This is a genomic window from Roseibium sp. LAB1, assembly GCF_054658235.1.
This window is the reverse complement of the sequence record NZ_BAAGIB010000004.1, coordinates 682,732-703,764: the sequence shown is the minus strand read 5'-3', so window position 1 is coordinate 703,764 and position 21,033 is coordinate 682,732. Positions and strand designations below refer to the sequence as shown.

At 58.1% G+C, this 21,033-nt stretch carries 19 protein-coding genes and 1 pseudogene; 7 read left to right on the top strand and 13 right to left on the bottom strand.

Annotated elements, in window-relative coordinates; translation table 11 throughout:
• Position 1: 1 nt before the first annotated feature.
• Positions 2–409 (bottom strand): DUF2000 family protein, encoded by a 408-nt coding sequence (locus ACYQ54_RS24670; RefSeq protein WP_460087236.1) that lies wholly within the window; start codon positions 407–409, stop codon positions 2–4.
• Between the two features lie 97 nt (positions 410–506).
• Here ACYQ54_RS24670 and ACYQ54_RS24665 point away from each other — a divergent pair, with 97 nt between their 5' ends.
• A complete protein-coding gene (locus ACYQ54_RS24665; protein ID WP_460087235.1) occupies positions 507–1,340 on the top strand; it encodes an AraC family transcriptional regulator in 834 nt (277 codons plus the stop codon).
• A gap of 6 nt (positions 1,341–1,346) precedes the next feature.
• Here the strand turns inward: ACYQ54_RS24665 and parC are convergent, their stop codons facing one another.
• Positions 1,347–3,599, bottom strand: a complete 2,253-nt coding sequence (parC, locus tag ACYQ54_RS24660; RefSeq protein WP_460087234.1) for a DNA topoisomerase IV subunit A — start codon at positions 3,597–3,599, stop codon at positions 1,347–1,349.
• 263 nt (positions 3,600–3,862) lie between these two features.
• Between parC and ACYQ54_RS24655 the strand changes: the two genes are divergently transcribed.
• Together ACYQ54_RS24655 and lepB (ACYQ54_RS24650) are read left to right on the top strand one after the other, a co-directional pair.
• Positions 3,863–5,935 carry a putative bifunctional diguanylate cyclase/phosphodiesterase gene (locus ACYQ54_RS24655; RefSeq protein WP_460087233.1) on the top strand — a complete coding sequence of 691 codons (2,073 nt, stop codon included), beginning with the start codon at positions 3,863–3,865 and terminating at the stop codon, positions 5,933–5,935.
• A 121-nt stretch (positions 5,936–6,056) separates the two neighbouring features.
• The gene (gene lepB / locus ACYQ54_RS24650; protein ID WP_460087231.1) at positions 6,057–6,731 is read left to right on the top strand and encodes a signal peptidase I; all 675 of its coding nucleotides are present in this window, start codon (positions 6,057–6,059) and stop codon (positions 6,729–6,731) included.
• Between the two features lie 17 nt (positions 6,732–6,748).
• Here the strand turns inward: lepB (ACYQ54_RS24650) and recO are convergent, their stop codons facing one another.
• From recO to rpoZ, 8 genes are all read right to left on the bottom strand, one after another.
• Positions 6,749–7,504: a DNA repair protein RecO gene (recO, locus tag ACYQ54_RS24645; RefSeq protein ID WP_460087230.1), complete on the bottom strand. Its 756-nt coding sequence runs from the start codon at positions 7,502–7,504 to the stop codon at positions 6,749–6,751.
• A gap of 59 nt (positions 7,505–7,563) precedes the next feature.
• Positions 7,564–8,490 (bottom strand): GTPase Era, encoded by a 927-nt coding sequence (gene era, locus ACYQ54_RS24640; RefSeq protein ID WP_460087261.1) that lies wholly within the window; start codon positions 8,488–8,490, stop codon positions 7,564–7,566.
• Positions 8,491–8,577: 87 nt separating this feature from the next.
• The gene (gene rnc / locus ACYQ54_RS24635; RefSeq protein WP_460087229.1) at positions 8,578–9,288 is read right to left on the bottom strand and encodes a ribonuclease III; all 711 of its coding nucleotides are present in this window, start codon (positions 9,286–9,288) and stop codon (positions 8,578–8,580) included.
• A gap of 36 nt (positions 9,289–9,324) precedes the next feature.
• Positions 9,325–10,077 carry a signal peptidase I gene (lepB, locus tag ACYQ54_RS24630; RefSeq protein ID WP_460087227.1) on the bottom strand — a complete coding sequence of 251 codons (753 nt, stop codon included), beginning with the start codon at positions 10,075–10,077 and terminating at the stop codon, positions 9,325–9,327.
• A 617-nt stretch (positions 10,078–10,694) separates the two neighbouring features.
• Positions 10,695–11,309, bottom strand: a complete 615-nt coding sequence (locus ACYQ54_RS24625) for a DUF2062 domain-containing protein (RefSeq protein ID WP_460087226.1) — start codon at positions 11,307–11,309, stop codon at positions 10,695–10,697.
• A gap of 30 nt (positions 11,310–11,339) precedes the next feature.
• Complete coding sequence (pyrE, locus tag ACYQ54_RS24620) at positions 11,340–11,921, bottom strand: orotate phosphoribosyltransferase (RefSeq protein ID WP_460087225.1); 582 nt, start codon at positions 11,919–11,921, stop codon at positions 11,340–11,342.
• Positions 11,922–12,030: 109 nt separating this feature from the next.
• A complete protein-coding gene (locus tag ACYQ54_RS24615; protein WP_460087224.1) occupies positions 12,031–14,277 on the bottom strand; it encodes a RelA/SpoT family protein in 2,247 nt (748 codons plus the stop codon).
• Between the two features lie 108 nt (positions 14,278–14,385).
• Positions 14,386–14,787 carry a DNA-directed RNA polymerase subunit omega gene (rpoZ, locus tag ACYQ54_RS24610; RefSeq protein ID WP_460087223.1) on the bottom strand — a complete coding sequence of 134 codons (402 nt, stop codon included), beginning with the start codon at positions 14,785–14,787 and terminating at the stop codon, positions 14,386–14,388.
• Between the two features lie 400 nt (positions 14,788–15,187).
• Here rpoZ and ACYQ54_RS24605 point away from each other — a divergent pair, with 400 nt between their 5' ends.
• Entirely contained in the window at positions 15,188–15,781 is a 594-nt protein-coding gene (locus tag ACYQ54_RS24605) for a LabA-like NYN domain-containing protein (RefSeq protein ID WP_460087221.1), read from the top strand.
• 14 nt (positions 15,782–15,795) lie between these two features.
• Complete coding sequence (locus ACYQ54_RS24600; RefSeq protein WP_460087220.1) at positions 15,796–16,455, top strand: uracil-DNA glycosylase; 660 nt, start codon at positions 15,796–15,798, stop codon at positions 16,453–16,455.
• A 200-nt stretch (positions 16,456–16,655) separates the two neighbouring features.
• Here the strand turns inward: ACYQ54_RS24600 and ACYQ54_RS24595 are convergent, their stop codons facing one another.
• Both ACYQ54_RS24595 and ACYQ54_RS24590 read right to left on the bottom strand, forming a co-directional pair.
• A complete protein-coding gene (locus tag ACYQ54_RS24595) occupies positions 16,656–17,438 on the bottom strand; it encodes an arginyltransferase (RefSeq protein ID WP_460087219.1) in 783 nt (260 codons plus the stop codon).
• A 45-nt stretch (positions 17,439–17,483) separates the two neighbouring features.
• The gene (locus ACYQ54_RS24590) at positions 17,484–19,316 is read right to left on the bottom strand and encodes an SLC13 family permease (RefSeq protein ID WP_460087217.1); all 1,833 of its coding nucleotides are present in this window, start codon (positions 19,314–19,316) and stop codon (positions 17,484–17,486) included.
• A 199-nt stretch (positions 19,317–19,515) separates the two neighbouring features.
• Between ACYQ54_RS24590 and ACYQ54_RS24585 the strand changes: the two genes are divergently transcribed.
• Together ACYQ54_RS24585 and ACYQ54_RS24580 are read left to right on the top strand one after the other, a co-directional pair.
• The gene (locus tag ACYQ54_RS24585; RefSeq protein WP_460087216.1) at positions 19,516–20,001 is read left to right on the top strand and encodes a TspO/MBR family protein; all 486 of its coding nucleotides are present in this window, start codon (positions 19,516–19,518) and stop codon (positions 19,999–20,001) included.
• A 118-nt stretch (positions 20,002–20,119) separates the two neighbouring features.
• Positions 20,120–20,383, top strand: a pseudogene (locus ACYQ54_RS24580) (TspO/MBR family protein); the annotation flags it as partial.
• A 2-nt stretch (positions 20,384–20,385) separates the two neighbouring features.
• Here the strand turns inward: ACYQ54_RS24580 and ACYQ54_RS24575 are convergent.
• Positions 20,386–20,892: an RDD family protein gene (locus ACYQ54_RS24575; protein WP_460087214.1), complete on the bottom strand. Its 507-nt coding sequence runs from the start codon at positions 20,890–20,892 to the stop codon at positions 20,386–20,388.
• Positions 20,893–21,033: the final 141 nt, after the last annotated feature.

Here is a 21,033-nt window from a genome sequence, read left to right as displayed (position 1 = left end):
CTTATGGGTGCATCTTCGCCCCTTTCGAGATCTTGTCTGCCACTTTCCTGTCCGCATGAAACGCGAGGCCGACAACCTTTGCATCGTCGGGTGCAAAGCGAGAAAAGACGTCCCTGTTGGCGGCATCATGACCTGTGGTGAACATTTCTTCGATATAGAGGCTGGTTGGAACCAAACGGTCCAGCGACCGTCTGTGGATCTTGCCAATCGTTTCCTCGTTCGCGCTCAGGACGATAATCGGCTGAACGCTCATGGGGTGATAGACATTGGCGGCCGCATCGCTATAGGGTTCGCCGATTATGTCGGGCTTTGCTGCGGCAACGCCGGTTGCCAGGAAAGCTGTTACATTCAGCTTCTGCCAGACGGCAAGGTCTTCTCGGACGACAACGACGAATTTGGTTTCGAACATGAATTTCAACTCCACGCTTGGATTTCATCTTGAACGGAAAGATCAGGATCTAGCGGAGCCGAAGCCAGATGGTCTTGAACGTTTGTGCGAGGTTGAAATGGACAGGATCCGGGTTGCGCCGGCGGAAGAGGGGATCGAACGCATCGAAGCCCGGTTTCATGGCAACGGCTTTGCCCCGCACCGGCACGACACCTATGCCATCGGGTTGACGATCAGCGGCGTCCAGACCTTCAGCTATCGCGGTGAAAAGCGCGCGTCCTTGCCGGGTCAGGTGATTGTCATTCATCCGGACGAATTGCACGACGGCGGGGCGGGAACGGAGAGCGGGCTCCGCTATCGCATGATCTACATTCCGCCGGAGCTGATCTGCGAAACCCTTGCGGCTTCAGGCAATACGCACCTTCCGTTCATCCGCTCGCCAGTGATCTCCGATGCCGGGTTCCGGAAAGATCTGGCGGATGCCTTGTCCGACATCGATCACGAAATGGGAACCTTCCGGCGCGATTGCCTGGTCACGGATCTGGCGGCGTGTCTGTCCCGTCATGCCGATGCCCGCAAGGGAGGCGGAGCCTCACTGAACTGGCTTTCCCTGAAGGCTTGCGCCGAGTACCTGAAAGAATGCTGCACCGACCCGATACGCATGGAAGAGCTGGAAGATCTGGGGCAGATGGACAGGTTCACCCTGTCCCGGCAGTTCCGCATTGTTTTCGGAACGAGCCCGCACCGCTATCTCGTCATGCGGCGTCTCGAAAGGGCCAAGACTGAGCTTCACCTGGGTGCATCGCTTGCAGATGCGGCCTTCGCCAGTGGGTTTGCAGATCAGAGCCATCTGACCCGTCACTTCAAGCGGACGTTCGGTATGACGCCCGGTCACTGGCGGCGGCTCTGCGTCGCCAGCATGGCTCAAGTCGGTCGCCAACACGACCGATAACTTACCTTAAAGCTTGCTCGGTCCGAACTTGTTCGACCGCGGGAAACCCGTCGGAGGTAGGCGGCCTGCCTGACCTCGCTCGCCGCGCCAATCGGCGAGTTCTTCCAGCGAACGGGTGAAACTCCGGCCGGAACTGTCGGTCCAGGTCAGGCCGTCTTCACCCTTGAAGACGCGGATATCCGAGATGTTGCCATCGCGGTAGCGCTGCAGGCGAACGCCGCGGCCCCGGCCCATTTGCGGGATCTGTGCCATCGGGAACACCAGCAGCTTCCGGTTTTCGCCGATGATCGCCACTTGATCACCCGTTGCCTCTACGCAGATCGAGGCTTCTGCCGGAGCGCTGAGGTTGAGAACCTGTTTGCCCTTACGTGTGTTGGCAACGACGTCGTCCTCGCTGACGACAAATCCACGCGCCTCGGTGGTCGCCAGCAGCAGATTGCGCCCGGGTTTGTGAACAAAGGCGTTCACAACATCCTGCGACTCATCCATTTCCACCATCAGACGGATCGGCTCACCATGGCCTCGTCCACCTGGCAAGCGGTCCGCCCCCAGGGTGAAGAACTTGCCGCCAGTGGAGAACAGGAGAATCTTGTCTGTTGTCTCCGCATGCAGCGACAGCTTCAGCTTGTCGCCCTGCTTGAAGGCGACACCGGAAAGGTCCGTCTGGTGACCTTTCATCGCCCGGATCCAGCCTTTTTCGGAGATGATGACGGTGATGGGTTCCTTTTCGATCATCGCCTGCTGGATATCGATCAGATCCGTTTCCGGAGCTTCGGACTTGTCGGTCCGGCGCTTGCCGATTTCGGTTTCAGGGCCGTAGACCTTGGAGATTTCCGCAATCTCCTTGGAGATCTTGGTCCACTGACGCGCATCAGAACCGAGCAGCTTGGTCAGATCGTCTTTTTCCGCTGACAGCTTGTCGTGTTCCTTGCGGATTTCCATCTCTTCCAGCTTGCGCAAGGACCGCAGGCGCATGTTGAGGATGGCTTCCGCCTGGACGTCCGACAGTTCGAAAGTCCGCATCAGTTCGGCTTTGGGTTCGTCCTCTTCACGGATGATGCGGATGACCTCGTCCAGGTTCAGATAGGCGACGAGATAGCCTTCCAGAACTTCCAGACGGTGGTTGATCTGGCCGAGCCGGTATTCGGACCGGCGGATCAACACTTCCTTGCGGTGATCCAGCCACTCGCGCAGGACCTGCTTCAGGCCCATCACCATAGGCACCTTGCCCATGGACAGGACGTTCATGTTCAAGGAGAACCTGTTTTCCAGATCCGTCAGCTTGAACAGGGACTCCATCAGGATATTGGCGTCGACGTTGCGCGAACGCGGCACCAGAACGATGCGGATGTCTTCTGCCGATTCATCGCGGACATCGTCCAGAAGCGGCAGTTTGCGCGCTGTCAGCAGTTCGGCGATCTTCTCGATCAGCCGCGACTTCTGCACCTGATAGGGGATCTCGGTGACGACAATCGTCCACTGCCCACGGCCGAGGTCTTCCACTTCCCAGCGGGCACGAACGCGGAAACTGCCGCGTCCGGTTTCATAGGCTTCGCGGATGGACCCCTGATCCGACACCAGAAGACCGCCGGTCGGGAAATCCGGGCCCTTGATGTATTCCAGCAATTCGCCGGTTTCCGCATTCGGGTTCTTGATCAGGTGCTGGCACGCCTCGCAAAGCTCGAACGCATTATGCGGCGGAATGGAGGTCGCCATGCCAACGGCAATGCCCGACGAGCCGTTGCCGAGAAGGTTCGGGAAACCGCCCGGCAGAACGATGGGCTCCTTGTCCTCACCGTCATATGTCTCGCGAAAATCGACGGCATTTTCGTCCAAGCCATCCAGCAGCCGCTTGGCGGTGTCGGTCATGCGCGCTTCGGTGTAACGCATCGCCGCCGCGTTATCGCCGTCAACGTTGCCGAAGTTGCCCTGGCCGTCGATCAGCGGATAGCGCTGCGCAAAGTCCTGGGCAAGACGGACAAGAGCATCGTAAACCGCCTGGTCGCCATGCGGGTGGTACTTACCGATAACGTCACCAACAACGCGGGCACATTTCTTGAAACCGGACCCTGGGTCCAGTTTCAAAAGGCGCATCGCGTAAAGCAGGCGCCTGTGCACCGGTTTCAAACCGTCGCGCACATCCGGCAAGGCCCTGTGCATGATGGTCGACAAGGCATAGGCCAGATAGCGCTCTTCCAGCGCATTCTTGAGATTGATGCTCTCAATGCCGCTTGGCGGCGGTGTCGTCTCTTTTCCCATACTTGCTTGCTAGCTGTTTCAGGCCGCCGGTGCAATTCGCTAACTGCCCTGAATGGCCGTGGATGGCGGATTTTCAACGGATTTCACACGTCTGTGGGCGAATTCCCCCCGCCATGGGATGGCGGGGGAACCGGGTGACGGGAAGAAGCTAGGAAGTCGTCACGAAGACTATCGGGAAGTAAAATAACGAAAATTGCGAAGCTTCCTTAATGTCATGTCAAGGAGGCTGGCGTATTAGCTCATGGAGACTGCGGATTATAACGATGCCGCGTATAACGTTGGACCATACCCGAATGGGGACAAACCGGTTGAAGTCGGCCTGGACGACATTCAAGACATGGGTTGCCGGAGACAGTGGTGATCCGGATGTCGCGCGCGCTCAATATCAGTTCATTCAGCGTCAGACGCCGTTCCTCTATATAATGAGCCTTGCCGGCGGTTGGGGGCTGTCGGTGACACATTGGTCGGTCGCCCCGATTGCACAGACCCTTGTCGTTCCGATGCTGGTGACAGTCTTTGCCGTTCAACGGATCGTAACGGTTCGCCGACGCCAGAAGTTGACGCCGGACTACGCCGAAATCCTTGTCTGGCAGAAACAGGCGAAAGTTCTGGCGGTGGTTTCTCCGGCGATCTTCTCGATCTGGGTTCTCTCGCTTTTCCCCTATGGCGGTGCATATCTGCAGGTTCAGGTGGTCTTCACAATAGCCGTTGCCAACCTTGTGCTGCTTTTCTGTCTTATCCACTTTCGTGCAGTTGCACTCATCAATGCGTTTTGTGCCAACACCTTGTATTTTCTATACTTCGCCGTCGCGGGGGAGCGTATCTTCACGTATTTCGCGCTCTATGGAATTGCAGCCTCCATTGGCGCTTTCTTCATCCTGAACAACCACTATCGCGGTTTCATCAAGCTGATCCGCACCGGAAGGGACCTGAAACGTCATGCCGAAGAACTGGAACACAAGCAGGATGAAACCCAGAAGCTGAGTGACCTGAACTACTATATCGCCAACCACGACCACATGACCGGTCTGCCGAACCGCCGCTGTTTTCTTCTCGAACTGGACAAAAGGTTCAAGGTGGCTCGCCAGTCGGGTGAGCCGCTATCACTTTGCGTGTTCGACCTGGGCGGCCTTAGGGCCATCAACAACATCTACGGTCTTCACACCGGCGATCAGATCCTTCTTGAGGTTGTGCGAAGACTGAAATCGAAGCTCGCGCCGCAAATGTTTGTCGCCCGGATCGCCGGTGACGAATTCGCTCTTCTTGCCGAGGGAGACGAGGCGGCGTTTTCGGACGTCGACAGTTTCTTTGATGAACTATTTGCCGAAACGTGTCATTTGCCAGAAGGCAGCATGAAGCTGAACTATGCCGCCGGAATAGCCCATCTGGACAAGACCGTTCTGTCGCCAACGGATCTGCTGGAGCATGCCGTCTATGTTCTGCAGGAGGCGAAGCAGAACCGGAACAATCCGGTTGCCGACTTCGGCCCGCGGCACGGTGAACAGATGATGTTTCATGCCAGGGTTACCCAGGCGCTGCAGGCAGCGGACATCGAAACTGAAGTGTCGGTTGCCTTCCAGCCCATCGTCGACGTGGGGAACAACCGGATCACGGGTGTCGAGTGCCTGGCTCGCTGGAACAGTCCGCTGCTGGGCAACGTGCCGCCAGGCGAGTTCATCCCCATTGCCGAACGTTGCGGAGTGATCAACAAGCTGACGCTGGTCTTGTTGCGCAAGGCGCTTGAAGCAGCTCGTCACTGGCCGGCCGAACTGAAGCTGTCTTTCAACCTGTCGGCAAGCAACCTGTCGTCCCGTGGCTTTGTGCATGAGATACTTGACCTGTTAGCCAACTTCGGATTTGACCCCGGGCGACTGCATTGCGAGGTGACGGAAACCTCCGTGATGTGGGATTTCAAGGAAGCAAGCCTTGCGATCCTTGCCTTGAAGGAAACCGGCATCCGTCTGTCACTCGATGATTTCGGCACCGGATATTCGAGCCTTTCTCATGTTCACAAGCTACCTCTCGACTGCATCAAGGTCGATCGAAGCTTCGTACACGGTATTCGGCCGGACACAGCGGGATATGGCATCGTCAAGTCGCTTTTGGCCCTCAGCCGCGACATGGGCATCGCCTGCGTTGTCGAAGGCGTTGAAACCGAAGAGGAATTGGCGGTTCTCAAAAGCCTCGGCACAAGTGAAGTGCAGGGGTACCTGTTTTCCAGGCCGCTTTCAGAAGCCGATCTGGGCAATCTGTTCGCCAAAGGCATGACCCTTTCCAGTGGCACTATGCAACCGGATAATCCTCCGGTTGCTTTGGAAGCGGCCCAGGCTGGATGAAGGGCATCGTTTTAATACCCTTGGTTGCAGGAACTGATTGTAGGAATCAGCACCGTCCCTTAGACCGTTGAAAGGTTTATTCAGCCGCACTGCCAATCGTGTGGCTCCTTTCCGGGGGGGCATGGCTTCCAAACGCAAATCATGTCGTTGGTTTTTAGTTGGTTTGGCGGGTCTTGTTCTTGCCGCAGTACTGATTTCCTGGAACGATTTTTACCTGCTGCGCCTGAAGACTTATTCCATTCCTGCAAGCAGCATGCGTCCGACGTTGGAAGTCGGTGAAGTTGTGGTTGCAAGAAAAACCTTCCCGTCGATGGGGGAGCAATATCAGCCGGTTCGCGGAGACGTCATCGTTTTCAATATCCCTGCCAAAGGAGCAAACGATTATCTGAAAAGGGTCATCGGGCTTCCGGGAGAACATGTACGGCTTCAGGACGGCGTGGTGCTGATCAATGATGTGCCTGTTCCGCGTCAGGCCCTTGCAGACTACCGCTACGAGGATCCAGACGGCTCGGAGGTCTCTGCTCCGCGATACAGGGAAACTTTGCCGAACGGCAGAAGTTACGAAGTGCTGGATCTCGATCCGCGGGGAGAAATGGACACGACAAGAGAATATGTCGTGCCCGACGGTCATCTGTTCGTCCTGGGCGACAATCGGGACAACTCCCTCGACAGTCGTCTTACAGACTACATCGGGTATGTACCGCTGAGCGGGGTCACCGGTGTCGTTGAGATGATCCTTCTTCCGAAAGGCGAGGGCAGTTCGCTGTGGCAGCCGCTGCAGCGGGAGTCAAACTAGCATGTGCCCCTGAAGGGTCAGAAATTCCAGGGAAATTCGGTTCGGTAACGCTTTTCAAGGGCGGTCAGCACCTGGGCGCGCGTGCCTCCGTCCCTGGTGTCATGTTCCTGTAGGTATCTGTTCAGAAAAAAGCTCGTTAGGTCGAAGCCCTGGGTGACATCGGCCCAGGTCAGCTCACTGCCGGCCTGTCGTTGCCCTTCAAGAAGAAAGCCGGGCAGAGGGAGCAGGCGGTCATGATAGGGCATGCCGGCTTCCCGGCAGACGGCACGGGCGGACTTCGGCGAAACGTAAGCAAGGTCTTCATTGCTGCCGGTGGCAGCGCAGGATGAAAGGTCTAGACCGATACCGAGGTCGCGCAGCAGCTCAAGCTCGAAGCGGATTAAAAGTGCCGCGGCCGCGTCCGAAGCCTCCAGATGGTCCAGAACCACGGTCAGTGCATTGAACAATCTCGGGTAGGCATGGCGCTCGGGCAGGAGGCGGAGCAGAAAGGCAAGATGCTGAAGCGCTGCCAGACCGAGACTGCTGGTCATGAGGTCACCCGCCCGCAGCGTTTCCGGCTCTATCTGAAACTGGCCGAGATGGTCGGAAAGACGGGCCTTCCAGGTGAGGGTGAGCTCGTTGCCCGGCTGCAGGACAGGCCGGTTCCGCCGGGAACGGCCACCGCGGACAAGGCCGAGGTGGCGGCCATGATCCAGCGTCAGGGCCTCCAGAATGACATCGTTCTCACCGTGTTTGCGGGTGGTCAGCACCACGCCGCGTCCGCTCCATTCCAAGGGCCGTTTCCCGTTTCACGTCTGGCCGTGAGTTTGGCGGATTCGGAGATCCGCGCAAATTATTTCGGAAATTCCAGTCCCATTTCCCGGTAGCGTTCCGGATCGTCCGCCCAGTTTTCCCGAACCTTCACGAACAGGAACAGGTGGACAGGAGCTTCGATGATGTCCGAAAGCTCTTCGCGGGCCGCCTGCGAAATCGCCTTGATGGTCTGGCCTCGCTTGCCGAGTACGATGGATTTCTGGCTGTCCCGTTCCACGTAGATTGTCTGCTCGATCCGGGCCGACCCATCCTTGCGGGCCTGCCATTGTTCCGTCTCCACGGTGGAGATATAGGGCAGTTCCTCGTGCAGGCGCTCGAACAGCTTTTCGCGGGTGATCTCGGCGGCAAGAATACGAAGAGGCAGATCCGAAGGTTGATCCTCCGGAAAGAGCCAGGGACCGTCCGGAACCTTGGACGCGAAATAGTCCAGAATGGTCTGGGTCCCGTCGCCGGTCAGAGCGGAGACCATGAAGGTTTCTTCGAACCTGACGAATTCGTTGATCTTCTGCGCCAGCTGCAACAGTTTCTCGCGCTTGGCGACATCAGTCTTGTTCAGGATCAGAACCTTGGGCGCCTGTTGGCTGGACAGGCGCTTGAGGATGTTTTCCACCTCCTCGGTCAAACCCTTTCGGGCATCGACCAGAAGGGCGATCAGATCCGCATCGCGCGCCCCGCCCCAGGCGGTATCGACCATGGCCCGGTCAAGCCGGCGCTTGGGTTTGAAGATGCCGGGTGTATCGATGAAAACGAGCTGCGCCGTGCCATGCATGGCCACGCCACGCACGATCGTGCGTGTGGTCTGCACCTTGTGCGTGACAATGGAGACCTTGGTGCCGACAAGCTGATTGATCAGCGTCGACTTACCGGCATTTGGCGCGCCGATCAGCGCAATGAAACCCGCTTTGGTATCGGCTGGCATCGCCGGCAACGGTTCAGGCAGCGGCATGTCGAAACGGCCGGTCGGGGCCTGAAAGCCGTTGTCGTCGTCCTCATCCATGGGACCGTTATTGGTCGTGTCGTCGCTCAAGCTGTTCTATTCCTTCCAGACGCCTTCCCGGCGCAATACGACCTCTGCCGCATTCTGTTCTGCAATCCGTTTGGACCCACCCTTGCCTTCGCCCGGAGGGAGGCCCTGAACGGTAACCGATACGGTGAAGTTAGGTGCGTGGTCCGGTCCGTCCCGGCCTGTTACATCGTATCGTGGCGTTGGCAGGCTCTTGGACTGTGCCCATTCCTGCAGCGTTGTCTTGGCATCGCGCAGCGGTCCCGACCACGATAGCATACGCGGCTCCCAAAGGCGCGTAATGAAGCTTTCGGCTGCCTCGAACCCGCCATCCAGATAGATCGCGGCAATGACCGATTCGCAGATATCGGCGAGCAGGGCGGTTTTCTTGCGGCCCCCGGTCTGCGCTTCGGCAAGCCCGATGCGCATCGCATCGCCGACGCCAAGCTCCTGCGCGATTTCCGCGCAGGTTTCACGCTTGACCATATGATTGAAACGCCTGGCCAGCTCACCTTCGTCCGCTCTGGGAAAATGCTTGTGCAGCATGGATGCAATCACCAGGCCGAGGACACGGTCGCCAAGGAATTCCAGGCGCTGATAGCTTCCCGCGACCGTTTCGGAAGGGGCAAGGGCACTGGCATGGGTCAGCGCAACCCGCAGGAGTTCCAGGTCCTGAAACTCATACTGTAGAGCCAGTTTCAGGGCCGAAATCGGCCCTGGTTGATTGAGTTGTCTTTTCATGCAGCCTGCTTCGGCGACGATCCGCCAAAGCCCCGGTTAGAGTGTCCGGCCAATCCGTTCCCAGCGAACGCTCCATGGCCAGGACCAGATATGCCAGGCAGGAGTTCCGTCCTTGATGGAGAAGAAAAGGATTTCGGCGCGGCCCATGAAGTTTTCAAAGGGAACGTAGCCAACCTTTGTCAGAAAACGGCTGTCGACGGAGTTGTCGCGGTTGTCACCCATCATGAAGTAATGGCCTTCAGGCACCTTGTACTCGCGGGTGTTGTCCACTTCTCCGCGTGTCGTCAGGTCCAGCGTTTCATAGGAGACGCCGTTCGGCAGGGTTTCACGGTAGCGCGGAACCCGGCGCACGACGCCGGAAGGCGACTGTTCGATGTAGTCATCGATTTTCTCGCGCTTGACCGGTTCGCCGTTTATATGCACCACGCCGTCGATCACCTGGATGGTGTCGCCTGGAAGACCAATGACGCGCTTGATGTAGTCAATGGACGTATCGATCGGCAGCTTGAAGACGGCGACATCCCCCCGCTCCGGCTCGGAAGACCAGATTCGGCCGCTAAAGGGCCCCAGGCCGAAAGGGAAGGAAAAGCGCGAATATCCGTAGCTGTACTTGGAAACGAACAGATAGTCGCCGATCAGCAGCGTGTCCTTCATGGATCCGGACGGGATGTTGAACGGCTGGAACAGGAACGTTCGCACGATCAGGGCAAGCAACAACGCCTGGGCAATGACCTTGATTAATTCAACGAGGCCACCGTCCTTATCCTTCTTGTTTTCCGTCACGCTCATCTTATCCCTTGATACAAAGTTGTCCGGCGTTCAGTTCGGCTCCGCCGCGTACAGCGGGACTCTTATCCGCTAGCGCTTGCCGACGCAATGAGTGGAAGGCCCTGAGACTGGGCTTTCGGGGGGAATCCGCCTTCGGTGGCTCGGGCCACTCGGCCGGCCAAGCATAAATGGCGACTAAGGCCTGTGCCAGTGGATAATGGTCCGTACGGGGCAGCTTGAACGTTCCAGAAACTGGCGAGAACCATTGCCTGTGACCGCTCAGCTGAATCTCTGTTCATCGTACTGATGGGTTTGCCGGAGGGAAGGTTCACGGCCTCCATTTCCCGCCGGGCGTCGACAATGCGATAGTGGCTTCCAGGCGCCTTCGAACACAACTTCCAACCCGCGAAACGTTCGGCGTCGGAAGCAGCGCGTTCAGCGTGCTTGTCCGACCTGGGCCGTTCAATCTCGGTAAAGACCCGGTTGGTGATGTGATCTGCGAACCTTTCGAGTGTTTTCTCGAGCAGGCGGATGTCGATCAGATCGCTGCCAATTCCAAGGATCATTACCTTGCTTTCCGGATTGCGGCGGGATGGAGACTGGGTCCCGACCCTGGTTGGACCGGTGGACCACGAAAATCAAGCGCTGCCGTCTTCTTCAGCGGTGTTGCCCGGGGCGGGAAACAACCGGCCGTGTTTGGTGGCCCCTTTGTCCGCAAGCTTGTTTCTGCGGCGGCGTTGATAGACTTCAACACTCTTGTAAACGACCACGTAGGAAACCGTTCCTATGACGAGTCCGAGGGGAACCGCACCGATGAACATCGGTTTGAGCATCGGCCAGAGTGCGTCGAGCGACTTTTCGAACAGACCCTGCTGGAATTGCTGGTGGACCTGATGCGGGTCCGCTTTGGGCGCTCGGCCGTAGAGGATCCATTGGCCCAGCTTGAAGGTGAAGGCCCAGATGAACGGGAACGTCAAAGGGTTGCCGACTGACGTGCCAAGCGCGGCGGCAATCAGATTGCCACGCACCAGATAGGCTAGGCCGAACGCTGTCAGAAAATGAAAGCCGACCAGGGGTGTGCAAGAGGCGAAGGCGCCCGCCGCGAAGCCCAGGGCGATCGCGTGAGGTGTCGCCGTGAGGCGCAGGACGCGCTTGCCGAAATAGCGGGTCGAGCGCGACCAGCTGTTCCGGGGCCAGACGGCGACGCGCAGCCGCTCAATCCGTGTTGGCCTATTTCTCCGGCGAAACAGCATGGTCTAAGGTTCGATCCCGTCTTTTTTCGTTCAGCTCAAGCCGCGGCTGCCGGGCTTGACTGCAGGCAGGGCGGCCAGTTCTGGCGGCAGGTTGTCCGGTTCATAGGCCGGAACCTTGTATTCCGCCAGAGCAATTACCGGAACCGAGGCATCAGCCTCGCCACCGGAGCGGTCGATCAGGCAGGCAACACCCAGGACTTCAGCACCAAGAGCTTTCAACGAGGTTACCGTCTCCCGGCTGGATAGGCCGGTTGTGACGATATCCTCTACAACAATGACCCGGGCACCTTGCGGCAATTCGAAGCGGCGTAGGCGAAACTCTCCGTCCTCGCGTTCCACCCACATGGCCGGAACACCGAGATGGCGGGCGGTTTCGTACCCCGGAATGAGACCGCCGAGCGCCGGAGACACGATATAATCGATCTTGCCAAGGCCTGACGTGCGTATCTTTTCAGCAAGCGCCTTGCAGAGAATTTCCGTCTTGTCCGGATACATGAACACGCGTGCCTTCTGCAGGAACACCGGGCTGCGCAACCCGGAGGTCAGAATGAAGTGACCTTCCAGAAAGGCGCCGGCCTCGCGGAAAACGGCCAGAACTTCATCGCGTGTCATTGTCAGATCCCCTCAAGTTTTTGGCGGCGCCGTACCCATCGCCGGTCAATCGGCGTGGCCGTCCACCCGAAAGCCGCCTGTCCTTGCACAAGCGGCGCTCGCTAATACCTTAGCCATTCACACGGCTGACGCTGGAAACATTCGGCTTGGTTCGCAGCTGATTTATGATCCTGTTCAGGTGTTTGAGGTCCCAGACTTCCAGATCGATGATCATCTGGTGGAAGTCCGAGGCCCGCTGCATCATCTTGACGTTGTCGATGTTGCCGCTGTTCTCGCCGATCACCTGCGCGATGGTCGCCAGGGATCCGGGTTCGTTGGCAGCGGAAATGTCCAGGCGCGCAGGGAACCGTTCCGGATTGTTCACATCGATGTCCCAGCGAACGTCGACCCAGCGCTCTGTCTGGTCGTCGAATTCCTTCAGGGACGGCGATTGTATGGGATAGATGGTCAGTCCCTCGGACGGGGTCAAGATGCCGACGATGCGGTCGCCCGGAACAGCACCACCATCTGGAGCGAAGGTGACCGGGATGTCGCCGGACAAGCCACGGATTGGCAGGGCAGGCCCTTCTTCGGCGTCACCATTGCCGTTTGCGGCAGCCTTGTCTGCATCCAGCTCGCCCGGCGGAATGCGGAATTTCAGACCATGGCCTTGCTTCAGTCCGAACCAGCCTTCTTCCAGAGGCGGGCCGGAGATGGCCACGCGCTCGTCCTGATAGTCGGGATGAGCGGATTTCAGCACCAGCTGTGCGGACAGGTCGCCGCGCCCGACAGCCGCCAGCAGGTCGGCCACGCTGGCCTGGTGAAGAATATCGAGAACGGCTTCCAGAAGGTCTTCCGAATAGGCTTTTTCCGCCCTGGCGAATGCACGCTTGAGAATATGTTCGCCGAGGGCGCCATACTGCTTGCGCACGGATTCCCTTGTCGCGCGGCGTATTGCAGCACGGGCCTTGCCGGTAACGGCAATCGCTTCCCAGGCGGGAGGCGGCGTCTGTGCGGGAGAACGGATGATTTCGACCTCGTCGCCATTATGCAGTTCGGTCACGAGCGGCATGATCTTGCCGTTGATCTTGCAACCGACACAGGTGTTGCCGATGCCGGTGTGAACTGCATAGGCAAAATCGATCGGCGTCGCCCCGCGGGGCAGGGCGATCAGCCGTCCCTTGGGCGAGAAGCAGAAGACCTGGTCGTGGAAGAGTTCCAACTTGGTGTTTTCCAGGAATTCTTCCGGCGTGTCGCCCTGGGCCAGCAGCTCGGTCGTCCGGCGCAGCCATTCGAAGGCGCGGCAGTCTTCCGTATGCCGGGCAATATTGCGCCCACCGAATTCGCCATCCTTGTAAAGCGCATGTGCGGCGATGCCATATTCGGCAACCCGGTCCATGGAGATGGTACGGATCTGCAGTTCCACACGTTGGCGGGACGGCCCGACAATCGTGGTGTGGATCGACTTGTAATCGTTCTGCTTGGGCGTGGAGATATAGTCCTTGAACCGTCCGGGAACGGTCGGCCAGGTCGTATGAATGACGCCGAGCACGCGGTAGCAGGCTTCCACTGTGCCGACGGTAACGCGAAATCCGTAGATATCGGACAACTGTTCAAAGCCGATGGCCTTGCGCTGCATCTTGCGGAAGATCGAATAGGGGCGTTTCTCGCGCCCCTTCACCAGCGCCGCCATGCCCCGTTCGCTGAGGCGCTCGGTCAGCGTTGTCTCGATGTCCAGGATCAGGTCGCGATTGCGTTCACGCAGATCGACCAGACGGTCGGTGATGGTTTCATAAGCTTCGGGGTTGAGCGTGTGGAAGGCGATGTCTTCCAGCTCCTCGCGCATGTCGTGCATGCCCATGCGCCCGGCCAGCGGCGCATAGATCTCCATCGTTTCTTCGGCGATCCGCCCGCGCTTGTGCTCCGGCATATGGTGCAGCGTGCGCATGTTGTGCAGGCGGTCGGCCAGTTTGACCAGCAGCACGCGGACGTCATCGGCGATGGCGAGCAGGAGTTTGCGGAAGTTTTCGGCCTGCTTGGCTTTCTGGGAGACCAGGTCCAGGCGTTTGATCTTGGTCAGTCCCTCGACCAGCTTGCCGATTTCCTCGCCGAACAGGGAGTCGATTTCAGCACGCGTTGCATCGGTGTCCTCGATGGTGTCATGCAGCAGGGCGACGGCAATGGTGGCGTCGTCCAGGCGCAAGTCCGTGAGGATTGCAGCAACTTCAAGCGGATGGGAAAAATAGGGATCGCCAGACGCACGCGTTTGGGAGCCGTGCTTCTGCATGGCATAGACGTAAGCCTTGTTGAGCAAGGCTTCGTCTGCTTCCGGATTGTAACGCGTAACCCGTTCAACGAGTTCGTATTGACGCATCATGGCCGCAACCGACCCTGGCAAACGGCTGAGACATCAGCGGGACAGACAAAAATCGCCCGAAGCGCCGGGGCATCCCCGTCGCGCTTCAGACGAACTTGTGAACTCAAATCAGACGTCGTCGGTCCGCTCCGGCGGAACGAGGCCTTCGAGGCCACGCAGAAGGTCTTCTTCAGACATGCGGTCGAACTCGACAGCGCTGTCGTCGACATTGTTGACCTGCGTCATCTGATGCTGATTGGCGGACGGAACCATCGGCACGGCATCGGCCTCGGGCTCATCCACTTCCACATATTTCTGCAGAGAGTGGATCAGGTCCTCTTTCATGTCTTCCGGGCTGACGGTCTGCTCGGCAATCTCGCGCAGCGCAACAACGGGGTTCTTGTCGTTGTCACGGTCAATGGTCAGCGGCGAACCGCTCGAGATCATGCGAGCGCGATGCGCAGCAAGCAGCACCAGCTCAAACCGGTTTTCGACCTTGTCGATGCAGTCCTCGACGGTCACGCGCGCCATTCGACGTCTCCATAGGCTTAAGGAACTTGAAGAACCAGCGTATAGTGTTCACGTTTCCAAAAAGCAACCCCTTGTCAGTTTTCGGAGGAGCAGCTCATTTATCGGAACGCACAGGCAAAAAATCCGCGGTTTTTTTGCCTGATTTGGCGCAGGATACTCGCTTTTGCATTGCGGCGCTCCAATATAATGGTGTAGGCCACTAGTAACGGCCCTTTCCAGAATCAGAAGGCCGTTGACAAAACAAAACGATAAGCTGTCTGACGCCACGGAATACGCGGTAAACTTACGGCACAATATACGTCGCCTGATAAAGTGCGCTTGGAACTGGTCGCGGGAAGCCGGTTCCTTCTATGCAATATTGCAAGAGCGACGTGTATGACTCGGAAAGGTTTCAAATAAGATGTTTGACGCTAGAGAAAAAGTTGCTTTGTTCATTGATGGAGCCAACTTGTACTCAACGGCCAAGGCTATTGGTTTCGACATCGACTACAAACGCTTGCTGAAAGAGTTCCAGGGACAGGCATATCTCCTGCGCGCGTACTATTACACCGCGCTGATCGAAGATCAGGAGTATTCCTCCATCCGTCCGCTGATCGATTGGCTTGATTACAATGGCTACAAGGTCATCACCAAACCGGTGAAGGAATTCGTCGATAGCGCCGGCCGCCGCAAGGTGAAGGGCAACATGGACATCGAACTTGCCGTGGACGCCATGGAACTGGTCGAGTCCGTCGATCACGTGGTCCTGTTCTCCGGTGACGGCGACTTCCGCTCTCTCGTTGAAGCCTTGCAACGCAAGGGCCGCAAGGTGAGCGTTGTTTCCACGCTCAAGACTCAGCCGCCGATGATTGCCGACGACCTGCGCCGCCAGGCCGACCACTTCATCGATCTGGCCAGCCTTGCCAACAAGATCGGCCGGGATCCGTCCGAACGTCCCGCCCGCCCGCAGACACCTGCGCCCGTCGATGAAGACGACGAGGACGACGACTACTGAGGCCTATCCGGGCAATGTCCGAATTTACTACAGACCATGGACCGGTCGATCCTCCACTGGATTGCCCGGCCTGTCCCCGTCTTGTCGCCCTGCGGGAGGAACTGAAGGCCGTTCATCCCGAGTGGCACAACGCACCGGTTCCATCGTTCGGAGACACGTCTCCCCGCCTTCTGATCATCGGCCTTGCGCCGGGCATGAAGGGGGCGAATTGTACCGGCCGGCCCTTCACGGGCGACTACGCCGGCGACCTTCTATATCAGACCATGATCGAATTCGGCTTTGCCGAAGGAACCTACCTGGCGCGGCCGGACGACGGCCTGCGTCTGAAAGATGCGATCATCACCAATGCGGTGCGCTGTCTGCCGCCGCAGAACAAGCCGACTGGCGCGGAAATCAAGACCTGTCGCCCTTATCTGCTGTCGACGCTTGATGCCAATCCGTCGATCAAGGCCGTGCTCGCTCTCGGCCGGATTGCGCATGAAACCTTTCTGACTGCGCTGGAGCAACGCAGGGCGTCCTTCGCTTTTGCTCATGGCGCTCAGCATGAGTTGCCGGGCACGGGGCTGACGCTTTTCGACAGCTATCACTGCTCTCGCTACAACACCAACACCGGCCGCCTGACCGAGGAAATGTTCCACTCGGTCTTCAGGCAGATCCGCACCTTTATTCCCTGAGTGGGGCAGGGCCTTTGGTGACGTTCTGGCCGATTGGTTTTGCTGGCGGTCAACGTCTCGGCAAAGACACAACTGGTCGCGGGAAATCGCCGCATATTCTGCCTCGTCGTGAGAGACAGACCTTCAGGTTCTTCTCAGGATAAAGTCATTGGCTGTGGATCACCAGAACGCCCCCGTTAAGCAAACCATACCGTCCGCCGTCATTCTTCCGAATGCGGTTCCGTTTGATAGGCCTCGGCGTCGACAACGAGCCAGCCGTTGGGGCCAAGATGCTCCTGAGGTTTGAAGCGTGCCTTGTAGGCCATCTTCTGAGACCCGTTGACCCAATATCCCAGATAGACGTAGGGCAGGTTCATCTTCCGGGCCCGTTCGATGTGATCGAGGATCATGTAAGTGCCGAGAGCGGTCTTGGTATAGTCGGGATCGTAGAAGGAATACACCATCGACAATCCGTCCGAGAGCTGATCCGAAAGGGCGACGCCCAGCAACGGGCCTTCACCCGTGCCGGTGATAAAGCTGTTCGGACCGCGTTGCCGGTATTCCAGCACCAGCGTTTCGACATGAGTGTCTTCGACCATCATGGCGTAATCGAGAACACTCATTTCCGTCATGCCGCCGTTTTCGTGGCGCGCTTGCAGATAATCGCGGAAGAGATCGTATTGTTCGGCTGACGGGCTGGGTGGCAATCGAGCGCCGACGATGTCGGAACCGGATTTCCAGACCCGCTTGAAGGATTTGCTCCACTTGAAATCGTCGACCCGCACACGAACCGAGATGCAGGCCTGGCAACGCTCGCATGCCGGGCGATAGGCAATGTTCTGGCTGCGCCGGAAACCGCCCTGCGTCAGCACTTCGTTGAGAGCGGGAGCGCCATGGCCAACAAGATGGGTAAAGACCTTGCGCTCCTGTTTTCCCTCAAGATAAGGGCAAGGCGCTGGCGCCGTAAGGTAGAACTGCGGATGATCTGTGGGGTGCCGTGTCACCGTGTTGTCCCGCGAAACCTTTTGATTTGTTCTCTATTCCCGGTCCTATAGTCCGTAATACCATGGCGCGACGAGAGAGAAGGTCAACCATAAAATAAGCGCAAGCGGGGTGCCAGCCCGCACAAAGTCGTTGAACTTGTAGTGACCTGGGCCCATGACGATCAGGTTGGTTTGATAGCCGATCGGCGTCGCGAAGGACGAGTTGGCGGCAATGATCAGGCAGACGACAAAGGCTTCCGGGCTCGCTCCGATCTGATTTGCCAGATTGATCGCAATCGGTGTGAAGAGAACAGCTGCCGCGTTGTTCGACAGGAAATTCGTCAGGATCATCACGATAAAGAACAGGGCCGACAGCATCACGGTTGGCGAAGCCCCGGCCAGCATATGGACAAGCCCGGTGGCAATCGCATTTGCGCCGCCGGTTCCCTCCAGCGCAACGGCCGCAGCCAGCGAGGCCCCCACCAGCATGAAGATGCGGCTGTCGATGGCGCGCATGGCCTGGCGAATGTTGAGGCAGCCGGACACGATCATGGCGAAGGTGCCGGCCACGGCTGTGGTGACGATCGGTACCAGGCCGCTGGCCGCCAGGGCGACGACAAAGGCAAAGATGACGAGGGCTCGAGGCGCGTAGCGTTTGCGCGGCACTTCGGCCATCGACCAGTCCAGCAGCAGGACGTCGCGGTTGCCACGCAGGCGGGCGATTGCCTCTTCGCTGCCGGCCACAAGCAGCACGTCGCCCGCTTCCAGGCGAATGTCGTTCATTGCCATGCGTGGCATGCGGCTTCGGCGCTGGATGCCCATCACCAGGCAACCGGTGTCGGTGTAGAAGCCCGACTGGGGCAGGGTGCGTCCCATAAGACGGGAGGCAGGAGCAACAACCACTTCCGCCAGACTGATCGTTCCAGCGGGAGCCTGCGTCTCGCGGCCGGAGCCGTTGGTATCGGAATCGGCTTCCATCAGCGGCTGACGGCGGGCCAGTGCGTTGGCAAGGGCGGCGCGCGTTGCCGCCACGATCACCGTGTCACCTGGGGACAGCACCACGTTTTCGAACGGCGGCAGGATCGGCTTCTGGCCGCGCTGAACCAGTCTTACGGTCATGTCCTTCAACTGCGGGAACATGCCGGACACGGATTCCACCCCTACCAGCGGGTGGCCATAGGTGATTTCGATCTGCGCGATGAACTGCTTTCCGGATGAGCTCTGGAATTCTTCCGCCATGGTTTTACGCACCGGAAGCAGCTTCGGCATGATGAACAGCACGTAGATCGAGCCGACACCCGCCATGATCAGCCCGATTGGCGTGAAGCTGAAAAAGGTCAGACGGAGATCGGAGCTTTGCGCTGCGAAATTCGCCACCAGCAGGTTGGTGGATGACCCGATCAGCGTCGTCATGCCGCCTAGGATCGCAAGGAAGGACAGGGGCATCAGAACACGCGCCGGAGACTGGCCGACCGTCGCGGCAACGGCAGTCAGAATCGGCAGGAACATCACCACGACTGGTGTGTTGTTCAGGAATGCGCTGAGAGCGGCCACGGTCAACAGGACCGGTATCGCAGCCCGCAGCGACCGTCCGCGCGTCATCTTGACGATGGCTTTAGCCGGCGCCTCCAGCGCGTCGGTCTGGAACAGGCCCTGTCCGATGATCAAAAGACAAATGACAGTGATCAGCGCCGGATTGGCGAAGCCGGCCAGGAAGTCACCGGCGGCAATGAACGAGCCGTCCTGCTTTTCGACCGGAAAAACCGAAAAGATGACAATGAAAGCGGAAACGGACCCAAGTGCGATTGTTTCAATCGCGTACCGCTCAAGGGCGTACAGGACGACAGTGGACGCGATCACCACGAAGGTCAGCGCCATTGCAATATCAACTGAGTGCATTCACCTGCCCAAAGCCACCTTGGCCAATTTCACGGACCAACACTTTAAAGCAGGCGGTCCCGGCAATGGAAGAGCCTTAAGATAATATTGCCGTTGATATATTCTTTTGACGGAATGACACTTCACAAGTTCATCGGTCGTGACTGCAATTTGATCCGATTTATGGGAACCTGCGGTGGCAAACCGCGTTGAAGAAGTCATGAAATCAGAAAATCAAGGTTCGCCGTCTTTTCCAAAAAAACTTTTCCTGCTGGTCTTGTTTCTGGCGGTTGTTCTGGGTGTCGGCATAACTATTGGCATCTTGAACACACCCGGCAGTTGGTATGAGGCTTTGCTCAAGCCGCCATTCAATCCGCCCAATTGGATATTCGCGCCTGTATGGACCGTTCTCTACATCCTGATTGCCATCGCTGGCTGGAGAACATTTCTGCGGGCGCATGATGGCCGTGTGATGCAAATCTGGTACGGGCAGATGGTTCTGAACTGGATCTGGTCGCCGCTTTTCTTCACGCTGCACTTTATGTGGACAGCCTTTGCCGTGATTGCGGTGATGCTTTACCTGATCCTGAATTTTATTGGCGGGAGCTGGCGCGCGGACAGACTGTCCGCGCTGCTTTTCATTCCCTATGCGCTCTGGACAGGTTTTGCAGGGCTGCTGAACCTGTCGCTGGCTCTGTTGAACTGACGTTACATTTGACCGCGCACGTGAGCCTGATGATACGCAGAGTTTATCACCACGGTTCCCAGCACGAGGTCGTGCAACAGGCGTTTGCGATCGGAGAACAGCGACCGCTGGCTGGAGAACATTTCTGCGGGCGCATGATGGCCGTGTGATGCAAATCTGGTACGGGCAGATGGTTCTGAACTGGATCTGGTCGCCGCTTTTCTTCACGCTGCACTTTATGTGGACAGCCTTTGCCGTGATTGCGGTGATGCTTTACCTGATCCTGAATTTTATTGGCGGGAGCTGGCGCGCGGACAGACTGTCCGCGCTGCTTTTCATTCCCTATGCGCTCTGGACAGGTTTTGCAGGGCTGCTGAACCTGTCGCTGGCTCTGTTGAACTGACGTTACATTTGACCGCGCACGTGAGCCTGATGATACGCAGAGTTTATCACCACGGTTCCCAGCACGAGGTCGTGCAACAGGCGTTTGCGATCGGAGAACAGCGACACCAGCAGAACGAGTGGCGTCAGCAGAGAGACCGAAAACCAGAACAGAATGACATGGACGGCTGCCAGAAGAGGGTAGGGCTTGGCGCCGTACCAGAGCCGCATCTCCAGCCCCATGGCGCGCATGCCCAAAGTTGAGGCCTGAGGACCGCCAAGCGTGAAGGCGACATAGAGCAAGGCAACCGCGGTCGGCAGGATGCCATAGAGCAAAAAGCCGAGGCCCAGGGTGAACACGCCCAAAAAGAACACAACGACACCGGCGCCGAAGGTGAGCAGCGTGATCACGATCAGGTCGATGAAGAAGGCGAAGATACGCCGGCTGCGCACACCGGAAAACAGCTCCGGATTGCTCACAGGATCAAAGACATCCTGACGGGCATAGTCGGAGGTGGTTTCAGCGGACATGGTGCGGCTCCCTTGGTGTTCGATGATCAACATGTGGGGATTGTTGGCGGTTTTCGCAAACATATGCCAGGCAGTTCGGTCCTGTTTCGCAGGCAGCCACACCTCAACTTCATCCTTTCAGACGGTTCAATTGACCTCGTC

Coding starts and splice junctions, on each gene's coding strand:
- ACYQ54_RS24615 (WP_460087224.1), bottom strand. CDS start 14,277: ATGATGCGTCAATACGAACTCGTTGAACGGGTTACGCGTTACAATCCG.
- rpoZ (WP_460087223.1), bottom strand. CDS start 14,787: ATGGCGCGCGTGACCGTCGAGGACTGCATCGACAAGGTCGAAAACCGG.
- ACYQ54_RS24590 (WP_460087217.1), bottom strand. CDS start 19,316: ATGCACTCAGTTGATATTGCAATGGCGCTGACCTTCGTGGTGATCGCG.
- ACYQ54_RS24585 (WP_460087216.1), top strand. CDS start 19,516: ATGAAATCAGAAAATCAAGGTTCGCCGTCTTTTCCAAAAAAACTTTTC.
- pyrE (WP_460087225.1), bottom strand. CDS start 11,921: ATGACACGCGATGAAGTTCTGGCCGTTTTCCGCGAGGCCGGCGCCTTT.
- ACYQ54_RS24670 (WP_460087236.1), bottom strand. CDS start 409: ATGTTCGAAACCAAATTCGTCGTTGTCGTCCGAGAAGACCTTGCCGTC.
- lepB (WP_460087231.1), top strand. CDS start 6,057: ATGGCTTCCAAACGCAAATCATGTCGTTGGTTTTTAGTTGGTTTGGCG.
- ACYQ54_RS24655 (WP_460087233.1), top strand. CDS start 3,863: ATGCCGCGTATAACGTTGGACCATACCCGAATGGGGACAAACCGGTTG.
- era (WP_460087261.1), bottom strand. CDS start 8,490: ATGCCGCTGCCTGAACCGTTGCCGGCGATGCCAGCCGATACCAAAGCG.
- ACYQ54_RS24665 (WP_460087235.1), top strand. CDS start 507: ATGGACAGGATCCGGGTTGCGCCGGCGGAAGAGGGGATCGAACGCATC.
- ACYQ54_RS24605 (WP_460087221.1), top strand. CDS start 15,188: ATGTTTGACGCTAGAGAAAAAGTTGCTTTGTTCATTGATGGAGCCAAC.
- ACYQ54_RS24575 (WP_460087214.1), bottom strand. CDS start 20,892: ATGTCCGCTGAAACCACCTCCGACTATGCCCGTCAGGATGTCTTTGAT.
- rnc (WP_460087229.1), bottom strand. CDS start 9,288: ATGAAAAGACAACTCAATCAACCAGGGCCGATTTCGGCCCTGAAACTG.
- ACYQ54_RS24625 (WP_460087226.1), bottom strand. CDS start 11,309: ATGCTGTTTCGCCGGAGAAATAGGCCAACACGGATTGAGCGGCTGCGC.
- ACYQ54_RS24600 (WP_460087220.1), top strand. CDS start 15,796: ATGTCCGAATTTACTACAGACCATGGACCGGTCGATCCTCCACTGGAT.
- lepB (WP_460087227.1), bottom strand. CDS start 10,077: ATGAGCGTGACGGAAAACAAGAAGGATAAGGACGGTGGCCTCGTTGAA.
- parC (WP_460087234.1), bottom strand. CDS start 3,599: ATGGGAAAAGAGACGACACCGCCGCCAAGCGGCATTGAGAGCATCAAT.